9 protein-coding genes are annotated in these 10,000 nt (G+C 60.3%); 4 read left to right on the top strand and 5 right to left on the bottom strand.

Annotation, left to right across the window (positions count from 1 at the left end):
• Nucleotides 1–3 precede the first annotated feature (3 nt).
• Both LDL37_RS15545 and LDL37_RS15540 read right to left on the bottom strand, forming a co-directional pair.
• On the bottom strand, nucleotides 4–2,235 hold the full coding sequence (locus LDL37_RS15545) for a hypothetical protein (protein ID WP_290799724.1): 2,232 nt from the start codon (nucleotides 2,233–2,235) through the stop codon (nucleotides 4–6).
• Between the two features lie 264 nt (nucleotides 2,236–2,499).
• Nucleotides 2,500–2,817 (bottom strand): transcriptional regulator, encoded by a 318-nt coding sequence (locus LDL37_RS15540; RefSeq protein ID WP_290799723.1) that lies wholly within the window; start codon nucleotides 2,815–2,817, stop codon nucleotides 2,500–2,502.
• Nucleotides 2,818–2,976: 159 nt separating this feature from the next.
• Between LDL37_RS15540 and LDL37_RS15535 the strand changes: the two genes are divergently transcribed.
• The 4 genes from LDL37_RS15535 to LDL37_RS15520 are packed head-to-tail and all read left to right on the top strand — an operon-like array spanning nucleotide 2,977 to nucleotide 4,235.
• Nucleotides 2,977–3,138, top strand: a complete 162-nt coding sequence (locus LDL37_RS15535) for a hypothetical protein (protein ID WP_290799722.1) — start codon at nucleotides 2,977–2,979, stop codon at nucleotides 3,136–3,138.
• 9 nt (nucleotides 3,139–3,147) lie between these two features.
• Nucleotides 3,148–3,342, top strand: coding sequence for a sigma factor (locus LDL37_RS15530; protein WP_290799721.1), 195 nt, complete (start codon nucleotides 3,148–3,150; stop codon nucleotides 3,340–3,342).
• Nucleotides 3,332–3,643: a sigma factor-like helix-turn-helix DNA-binding protein gene (locus tag LDL37_RS15525; RefSeq protein ID WP_290799720.1), complete on the top strand. Its 312-nt coding sequence runs from the start codon at nucleotides 3,332–3,334 to the stop codon at nucleotides 3,641–3,643. Before LDL37_RS15530 ends, LDL37_RS15525 begins: the two co-directional genes overlap by 11 nt.
• Nucleotides 3,633–4,235: a hypothetical protein gene (locus LDL37_RS15520; RefSeq protein ID WP_290799719.1), complete on the top strand. Its 603-nt coding sequence runs from the start codon at nucleotides 3,633–3,635 to the stop codon at nucleotides 4,233–4,235. Before LDL37_RS15525 ends, LDL37_RS15520 begins: the two co-directional genes overlap by 11 nt.
• 140 nt (nucleotides 4,236–4,375) lie before the next feature.
• Here the strand turns inward: LDL37_RS15520 and LDL37_RS15515 are convergent, their stop codons facing one another.
• The 3 genes from LDL37_RS15515 to LDL37_RS15505 form a co-directional block, all read right to left on the bottom strand.
• The gene (locus LDL37_RS15515; protein WP_290799718.1) at nucleotides 4,376–5,911 is read right to left on the bottom strand and encodes a glycoside hydrolase family 5 protein; all 1,536 of its coding nucleotides are present in this window, start codon (nucleotides 5,909–5,911) and stop codon (nucleotides 4,376–4,378) included.
• Between the two features lie 77 nt (nucleotides 5,912–5,988).
• A complete protein-coding gene (locus LDL37_RS15510; RefSeq protein WP_290799717.1) occupies nucleotides 5,989–7,809 on the bottom strand; it encodes a DUF885 family protein in 1,821 nt (606 codons plus the stop codon).
• A gap of 17 nt (nucleotides 7,810–7,826) precedes the next feature.
• On the bottom strand, nucleotides 7,827–9,629 hold the full coding sequence (locus LDL37_RS15505) for a DUF885 family protein (RefSeq protein ID WP_290799716.1): 1,803 nt from the start codon (nucleotides 9,627–9,629) through the stop codon (nucleotides 7,827–7,829).
• Nucleotides 9,630–10,000: the final 371 nt, after the last annotated feature.

Raw genomic sequence — 10,000 nt, 5'->3', positions numbered from 1 at the left:
CCCCTAGGATCGATTTGTAGGGGTTTTGACAAGGCAGTTGAGACTTCGATCTGCCCAGTTCCTAACCGCATGGAATGACGATAGCATTTGCCGAAATACCTGTCCGGTTTTATGCGATAGCGCTTGGAATACAGTTTTCATTTGGAGTTGTCGAAGTGCGGCGGCATCGCTTTGTAATGGAATTGTCACCATGGCGCGGCCTTGCTCATCTTCCCAAGGGAAAACACCAAACTGCCAGAGCAGACGTTCAAGGTGGTGGTTCAGCAGGAACAGGTCATTGACCGAACCCCAGCGCTCCCTGAAGCGCCAGCACTTTTGTAGGTCGTCTTGGAAAGTCGGCAGCCACGCTGACAATCCGGCGTCATCCAAGGCGGCTTTGAGGCGTCCTTCCTTGTCCAGTACCTGCCCGTTGTTACCATCGCAGTGCCCCAGCAAATTGGCGGCAAAGCTCAGGATGTATCGAACTGCCGGATAGGCAATATCCAAAAAATGTCGCAGATCACCATGAATTCGGTAGCGAAGCCGTTCTTGTAAAATGACCACTTGCGCTCGTTGAACAGCGTTGATGAGCAAGTCCCGGTAGGATTCCGCGAGGTCTTCCTCGCTAAATCCTGCACTAATGCGTGATGCGATGTAACCCTGGAGGCTGGCAAAAACGTTTGAGAATATTTGCGCTTCGTGTTGGCTGGTCCAGTACGGGGCCAGCAAGACTCCCGGACAGGACGTGTCAAACCATTCCGTTACCGCAACTTCAGCTAATTGGTGCACGATGGCGTGCAACGCATATGCAGCGTCCGGATGACCCGGCTCGATTAGGGCCTCACCAATAAATGAAGCCATGACGATACGGCATTTCACCGTTTCGTCGCGTAAGACATCGACGGTCATGGCAACGCCGGTGCCAAGGTCTTTGGTTATGGTCGTTGGCGCGCCGACACCCGGAACGCCCCGGTCTACAGCCGCCAACGCTGCGGGATAGTCAGCGGCGAACGTGATGCCTTCCAGCCGCCCTAGTGGAATCATCGTGGACAGGCGACTAACAACAATGTTTATCGCTGCTGCGATGCGCTCGGCTGTTTCCTGGTCGGCGCATCCCAAGAATGACACTTGATACTTGGAAGGCGGAGTGAATCGTGCTGCCGTCGCATTGTCCAAGTGCAGTTCCGGCGACTCAGGCTCTGAGTCCGGCGGCGGAGCGGGTATTCGGAATTCGCTGGTAGCGGATGCCAAGGCATCGTCCATCATATGCCCGGCCCGTTCCCCAATGCGAGAAGCGACGTTTACCAATCGCAAATCTTTTGTCGCCGCCAGAAAAAAACTATAGCTGCATATGGCCGCTTCTTCATTCCATTGAGTGAGGTTGGGTGCAGCCTGTCCCGGACGTACGCCTAATAACATCCGCCGTTTGGTTAGGGGCATAACTACCGCGTTCACGCTGAGGCCCGCCATCATGTAGGGCTGTGCAACGCCTTCGGTATCATACCCCAAAGCCACACAGTCGGGGAGGATGGCGCCTTCAGGTGGTGCTGCCTCGATGGACCATGCGAACTGCAGCAGATCGGCCCGGCGCACATTATTTTCCAGCAGGCCAGCCAACGCCTTATTGTGACCATCCCGCGCGTTACTGCGAAATGGCAATGCCGTCACTTCCTTGATGAGCGGGGTCGTGTCGAGTGCCGTATTGAAGTTTTCTTTGCAGAAGTAGAAGGCAACACGCGTCAGCATGTGTGGCGGCAGGCCAAGGCTCGCGAAGCGTTTGTCGTTTAAAAATTCGGCGACATAGTTACGGAATCGGTCGGATGGCTCGTCGCTGTCCAGACCAAACAGGCGAAAGGCATTATCCTGATCGCCAAAAACGTCAGCCACGGCCTGTGCCAACAGTTCCATCCCATGGCCGAGTACCTCTCGTAGATGGGAGCTACGTGGCGTGAGATGTGAAACGACGTCGGCAGCCAATGCGGCCGGTGCGACAGAACCGATGGGCAATCCAGACAAAGTGGCTAGTCGCCTTAACACTTCTTTCTCGACGGCCGTGATTTTCAAGTCGAGCGTTAGTTCACCAGCGACAGGTGGCGGAGAATAGAAATCATGCCCGGCGGCGGAAACCTCGATCTCCTTCGGCTGGGGCGGGTCGAACTTTGAATACTCCCAGATGTGGGTAGGTTTTCCGGAAGTGGCGATACCAAATGCTCTTTGATAGGCTTGGGGAATATGATGTTGGTTGCGGCCAGCCACTCCACTGCCTCCCATGCAACAGCCAGAAACTGTAAATAAGAGAATGCTTTAACGAACACCAAATCAATCAGTAAGGGAAAAATCAGTGAATTTTACAACTAAAGCGAATTCTTATTGGAAAGGATGCAGGCTGCATCCCTGTCACGTGGCAAACAGCGGGGGCCGCCTAGGCACGTGAATAGCCTGTTACGATGCCCCCCAAAACGTGGCTCATCCGGCCCACAGCCCTACCCCATTAAAAAAAATGGAACATCGCGTGGCGGCTCAGAGTTCGGGCTTTTCAGGAACGGCGTCGAGCATCCGCTTGAGCTGATCGAGATAGTTATAAAAGGCGTCGCGCCCCTCATCGGTCAGACCGATACGCGTGTTGGAACGGTTGGAGACGATCTTTTTGCGAATCGCCACATAGCCCGCCTCATTCAGCTTTTTCAGGTGCAGCGACAGATTGCCGTCGGTGATGCCCACCTGATCGCGCAGATCAGTAAAGTCCGCCTGCCCCGCCGTGGACAGATAGGCGAGTATGGCCAGACGCGCCCGCGCATGGACCAGATCTTCGAGAGCATCGGCATTAAAGGGTTTCATCGGCTCACCTTGCGAAGTCGCCGCGTATTTAGACCCACAGACTTAGCGCTGGCAAGTGACCTTCCCGTTATCGGCTGTACCGATTTATTTTGTGGGCATGTAAGTTTTACGCGGTCACGGGCGTCTAACCTCTCGTAAGCCCAAACACAGGAGATCAGGATGCTTGGATTGTTTTTACCTGCCCGTTACCGTCTGCCGGCCCTTGCGGCCCTGCTGGTTCTGCTCATCGCCGGTGTGGTCTGCGGCCTCAATACCGGGGCCTTCGAGCAGAACAATCGCGAGGCGCTCCGACTGGCGCGCGAAGCCGCGGCCACGCGATAAGGCGACCACATGCCGCACGATCCGGCCTTTAGCGAGTGGATCAGCCCGCACCTGCCGGCGCTGCGGCGGCTTAGCCGCGCCTTTGCGGCGTCGGCGGATCAGGCGGATCTGCTTCAGGAACTGCTGATCGCCGTGTGGAAGGCGTGGCCAGCCTTTCGCGGAGAGTCGCTCCCGGCGACCTTGTATCTACCGCGTGGCGCATAACCGCGCCCTGACGTGGAAACGGCGCGAGAGCCTGCGTTTATTGCGCCTGTTTGAAACACAGCGCGAGGGCCTGCAACAGCTCCCCCCTGAACCGTCCGATGCCCGGTTGGATCAGGTGTTTGACGCCTTGCGCGCCCTTCCCCCGCTCGACCGGTCGCTGATGCTGTTGTGGCTGGAACAGACGCCCTATGCCGATATGGCCGCCCTGCACGGCCTCAGTGAAAGCCATATCGGCGTGCGTCTGAACCGGGCGCGGGCGCGACTGGCCACGCTTGTTCAGGAGCTATCCGATGAAGATTGAAACCCTGGAGCGCCTGTGGCGCACCCATGACCACGACATGGATCGCACCGCGCGGGCCTTTTTACTGGAGAGTCTGATGAGCGGGATCGAACGTCGCCGTAAGGGACAAACCGTTTTTTTGCTGTGTGTCGGGGCCGCACTGGGCACGATCACGCTTGTCTTTGGGTATGACGCCCTTCGGCATGACAGTCTTGACGTCACGCGCGAATGGGGGAGCGTGCTGATGCTGGTCGCGCCGTGGGTGACGCTGATCCTGATGATGCGCGCGCACGACCGGCACAGGCGACGCTTTGCGGACCCGACGGCGTCTATTGCGCAGAGCCTACAGCTCAGGCTGGACGAAAACCGCGCGGCCCGGCACAGCGCCGTCGTGATGTTCTGGCTGATGGGGCTATTCCCCCTCGTCACAGGCGTGACCCTGTGGCAACTGGTCGATACGGACAAGATGACCGCCACTCAGGCCGTGCAGGGGGCTTTGCTGTTCGGAGGCGCACTGGGGGCTTCGACGCTGGTGCAGACGATCCGCTACCTGTGGTTTCTGAGACCAGAAGGCGCGCGACTTGAGCGCCTTCTGGCCGAATATGCGGGATAATACCAAGAGTCATTGGAAATGACCCTTGGTATTCCATTCGAGAATGTCTCATGTCACTGACACATATGAGACAGTCTCGTGTCTTCAACGGCCGGATGCCGTCAGCATCTTCGGCCGTTGGTATATGGGCCGTAAGCGGCCTATTGCGCGGTCGGCGCGTAGTTGCGCAGGACCACCGGCGCACCCAGCTCGATCGGATAGGCCGACTTGCCCAGTTGCAGGGCCAGCATGAGGGTGCCCGCCTCATAGTCCTTGTCGGCCACGGCCTGCACCACATACATGTCCCATTCGGACGAAATCTGAACCGGCGTGTTGGTCAGGGCCGTCCACGGGGCCTTGTTGAGCGAGATCAGGATGTTCAGCGGCACGCGCGTCGCCGCATCCGGGGTGGCGGCGCGGGCCCACACCCACGCCTGAAGCTTGTCGCCCGCCTTTACCGGCTGAGCGATCTGCGCCACGGCGCCGACATCCCAGGCATTGGGCTGCGCCGCCGACAAAGGGATGCGCAGGGCTGAGCGGATGGGTGCACCCTCCGCCGTCTGCACCGGCGTCGCGTTTTGCGGCGCACCATAGGCGTTCCACGACGACAGTTTAGGCGTATTGATGACGTGGGCCATGACGTCATTGGGATCGACCTGAGGCGTTTGCGCCGTCTCGACCTTCGCCGCCTGTTCGGGGATCAGCGCGCCGTGGATTGGTTTGACCCAGCGATCCGCCGGTATGTCATAGACGATAAAGTCGGAATCGAACTGCCAGTAGGCCCAGGCCCAGTTGCGCGCCTCCGCCGCCCGCGCCACCGCATCGGTATAGGCCACGCGGCTGTCGAGCGGCCCCTTGTCATAGGCCCCGAATTCGCCCAGCAGGATCGGGCGGCCGGTGCGGGCGCTCCACGCCTTGACCTTGTCGAAATCGGCGTCAAGGCGCGCCTGCCCTTCGGCCTTCGTCCACGCCACGCCCTTCACATCCTTGAAGTCCGGCGTCCACGCCGCCCCCTGATGGGTAAAGACGAAGGGCTCATAATAGTGGAAGGTGACGATCAGGTGCGGGTCGTCGGCGGGCAGGCGCAAACCTTCCAGATCATTGAGATTGTTCCACGAGGTCGGGCCGACAATGACGTTGCGCCGCGGATTGGTCTTGCGGATAATTTTGAGATTTTCGGCGATCATGTCGTTCCACACGGCATTCACCGGGCCGTGCGGCTCGTTCAAAATCTCGAACATCACTGTGTCCGGCGCATCCTTGTAATGCTCCGCCATCTGCGTCCAGAAGGCCATGATCTTCGGTCGGCAGGCCTTCACATCCTCGGCGCACTCATTGAAGTTGTGCAGGTCCAGAATGACGTGCAGGCCGGCCTTGTTCGCCGCATCCACCATGGTGTCAAGGGTGGAAAAATAGAAGGGCGACAGGCGGTTATCCTTGTCCATGTGCTGAAACGCATGGAGGTTGACACGCACCGTGTTGAAGCCGCCTTCACGGATCACCGACATCAGGCGCGGCTGAAAGCGCGCCTTGGCCGGGTCCTTCCACAGAGGGTCGTAGCCCAGAATATTGACGCCGCGCTTCATGGCGGCGACCTGCGCCTGAGGTGACATCTCGGCCTGAGCCATGTCCGGCCCGCAGGCCATCAGCGTCAGGACCACAGCCCCAAAGGCACCGACGAAGGTGTTGCGTTTCATAGTGTCCTCCCGAATAGTTATATTTGGTTTTTTTAATCGGGTAACACACTCAGCGACGGGCGTCCACCGGGCGGCGATCAAAGACCGCGCGCCCACTCCGTATAGACGGTTTCCAGTACCGCCAGCGGCACCGGCCCCGCCGTCAGGCCCCGATCATGGAAGGCCTTGATATCGAACTTCGGCCCCAGTTGCGCCTTCATACGGTCGCGCAGACGCACCCACTGGATCTTGCCCGTCATGTAGCTCAGCGCCTGACCCGGCCACACGCAGTAGCGTTCGATTTCGGTGGTGGCGGACGATTCCTGATCGCCATTGGTAGCGACGAAATAGCGGATGGCCTCTTCGCGCGACCAGCGCTTGGCGTGCATCCCCGTATCGACCACCAGACGGATGGCGCGGAACAGGGCCGATTGCAGATAGCCGATATAGCCCAGCGGATCGGCCGCATACATGCCCATTTCGGCCGCCAGCAGCTCCGAATAGAGCGCCCAGCCCTCCGAAAAAGCCGAGAAGCCGCCGACCTTGCGCAGGCGCGGCAGGCCTTGCGTCTCCATCTGGATGGCGATTTGCAGGTGGTGGCCCGGAATCGCTTCATGATAGGTCAGGGTCGGCAGCGACCACGACGGCCATTCGGCGGTATCACGCAGATTGATATAGTAAGCCCCCGGCCGCGAGCCATCGAGCGTCGGGCGCTGATAATAGCCGCCCGGCGCACCGGCTTCGATTTCCTTGGGCACGCGACGCACCACCACCGGCGTCTTGGGCAGGACGCCGAACCAGTCGGGCAATTTGGCTTCAATGGCGCGAATCTGTACGTTCAGATCGGCCAGCAGCTTTTCCTTGGCGGCGTCGGTATTGTCATAGACGTATTTGGGGTCTTTGGCGATGGCGGCCATGCGCTCGCCCACCGTGCCCTGCGTCAGGCCCAGCGCCTTGAACTTCGCATCGGCTTCGGCCGACAGTTCCCTGACCATATCCAGACCGACCTTGTGGATTTCGTCGGGCGTCATCTTCGTGGTGGTGCCCGACGACGACCCCGCCGCGAAGGCGTAATAGGCGTCCCCGTCCTTCAGCTTCCACACGCCGGCGTCGTGCGTCGCCTTTGGGCGCACGGCCTTGAGCGCGTCGATCTGGGCGTTAAGCGCCGCAGCGACCGGCCCGTCGATGCGTTTGGCGGCCTCCGCGGACCAATCCCCGGCAAGGCCCTTGTCGGCGGTCTTTGTGGTCAGAGCCCTGGTCATCGAACTGTCGGCGCCCTTGATGGCCGCCAGCGCCTGCAACTGCGTCAGGGTCTTGTCGATGACGAAATCCGGCGGCACGACGCCCTTGGCCACATCGCTTTTGAAGCGCTCGGTTTCCTGCCCGATCAGGACGGCGAAAGCCTCCAGACGCGCCAGATAGGCCTCAGCATCGGCTTTGCTTTCGATCGTATGCTGATTGGCGAGGAAGTCCGGCGTGGACTGATAAGCCCCATTCAGTTGCGACAGGATGTAGGGGTTAGCCCCGCCCCAGTTGCCGAATTTAAAGCGGTCATAGCCCGACTTGCGGCTCTCATAGCCCCACAGCACCGTATCGTAATTGATGCGATCCATGCCGCTCAGCTTGTCGCGCGGAATGGCTTTCAGCGCCGCGAGGTTCTTTTCGGCGCGCGCAATGCCCCGGAGGGCTTCGGCTTCCGAGGCGTCGTTAAGTTTGGACTTGAGGCCCGCGCGCGCGTCCTTGTCGAGGCCCAGCGAGGTGGCCAGGGTCGGCGACTGATCGACATTCTCGTCAAAGATGGCGTCGAACAGGGCGTTCAGCGTTTTGGCCGTCGCCGGATCGCTGGCGGCATGGGCCCCCGTGGCGGCAAAGGTCGCCGCCGCGGCACCGGTCACAAGCAGAGCGCGTCGATTGAGCATGGGGCTTTTCCTCTTGATTACAGCTTCGCAGCCCATTCGGCATAGACGGTTTCCAGCACCGCCAGCGGCACCGCCCCCGCCGTCAGGCCGGTATCGTGGAAGGCCTTGATATCGAACTTCGCGCCCAGCTTTGTCTGATACTTGGCCCGCAGCTCCAGCCACTTGATCTTGCCGATCATGTAACCCAGCGCCTGCCCCGGCCACACGCAGTAGCGTTCGATCTCGGTCTCGTTCGGATCGCCGAGATTGGCGTCCATGAAGGCCATGGCCTGTTCGCGGCTCCAGCGCTTGTGGTGCATCCCCGTATCGACGACCAGACGGCAGGCACGGAACAGGGCGTCGTGCAGATAGCCGATATAGCCATAGGGGTCTTCGGCATACATGCCCATATCCTTGGCCGCCACCTCTTCGGAATAGAGGGCCCAGCCTTCGATATAGGCGTTGAAGCCGGAAATCTGCCGCAGCATCGGCAGGTTCTTGTTTTCCTGCTGGATCGAAATCTGCATGTGGTGGCCCGGAATGGCCTCGTGATAGGTCAGGGTTGGCAGGGTCCAGCTCGGCACCTCGGCCGTGTCGCGCAGATTGATGTAATAGGCCCCCGGACGCGAACCATCGAGCGACGCCGGCTGATAATAGCCGCCCGGCGCGCCCAGTTCGGTGGCCGGCGGGATGCGCTTGATCGTCACTTTCGTCTTGGGCAACACGCCGAAATAGGCCGGCAGCTTGGCCTGCACCACCTCGACCTGTGTGTTGAGATCGGCCAGCAGCTTGTCCTTGCCCGCATCGGTGTTGGGATAGACAAACTTCGGGTCCTTGGCCATGGCCTTGAGGCGTTCGCCCGTCGTGCCCGTGGTCATGCCGAGTTTGGTCATCACCTTTTCCAGCTCGGCATTGAGTTCATTCACCTTATCGAGGCCGATCTGGTGGATGGCGTCCGGCGTCAGGTCGGTCGAGGTGCCGCCGCGCGCGCCGTAGATGTAGTAGGCCTCGCCCTGCGGAATATGCCACACGCCCGCATCGTGCGTCGCCTTGGGCAGGACGGCTTCGACGGCGGCGATCTGACGGCTGAGGGCCGGGACAACGGCGGTTTCATAGATGTGGGTCGCCTGCGCGCCCCAGTCACCGGCAATGGCCTTCTCCTTCGTGCGGCGGACGATGGATTGCACCAGCACGCTGTCGGCCGCCTTGGTGTCGCGCTGGGTCTTGAGCTGGGTGATGGCCTTTTGCAGGGCGAAGTCCGGCGCAATGACGCCCTTGGCCACGTCGGCCTGCATCTTGGCGGTTTCCTCATCCAGCAGCACGGCATAGGCCTTGAGGCGCGACAGATAGGCGTCGGCATCGGCCTTGGTCTCGATCGTGTGCTGGCTGTCGAGGAAGTCCGGGATCGAGATATAGGAGCCCGTCAACTGCGTGATGACGTAGGGCGACGACCCCGGCGAGCCAAAGGCGAAGCTCTTGTACCCGTTCAGGCTTTGGGTCAGGTCCCACAAGACGGTGTCGTAATTGATGCGGTCCATGCCGGACAACTGATCGCGCGGAATGGCCTTCAGGGCGGAGACCGACTTTTCGAGGAAGGCGGTGTAGCGGGCGCGCTCCTGCGGCGTGGCGGGATCGAGCTTGGCTTTCAGGGCGGCGCGCGCCCCCGTATCGAGGCCCAGAGAGGTGGCCCCCGTGGGCGAATGATCGACCATCTCATTGAAGATGGCGTCAAACGTCGCGTTCAGCTTCGCCGATGCCGTCTGCGCCAAGGCGGTACCGGCCGACAGCCCCATAGCGGCAAGGGCCGAGGCCCCGGACAAAAGCGAACGACGATCAAGCATAGGGGCATCTCCGGAAAAGGTACGGGGCGCACAAGGTTGCGCAGGCAACGACCCTAAACCCGCTCAGCACAGGCCGCAACGGGGTCAAGATGAACTCTCTGTAATGTTTGAAAAGGGCCGGAACGGACGTCTGGACGTGGGGGGCCGATCCTGGGACAAGGAAGCGGCAGCACCAAAGGGGGACAACTCTGGCGATGAGCCATGCGTCCGTTCCGGCATTTGCGACGTTTCGCTTCCCCCCGGCAACCCCCAGCTCCCGGAGCCAAACATCGACACTACAGCGAAATGACTTTAGGTGGAAACGCCATTTCGCTCTAAATTTTTGTTTTGTCGCGATGTTTTTGCGGAAAACCGCTCACACTTTTCCGCAC

It is taken from the genome of Asticcacaulis sp., from assembly GCF_020217185.1.
Taxonomy (GTDB): Bacteria; Pseudomonadota; Alphaproteobacteria; order Caulobacterales; family Caulobacteraceae; genus Asticcacaulis.
This window is presented reverse-complemented; position numbering and strand designations above follow the sequence as displayed.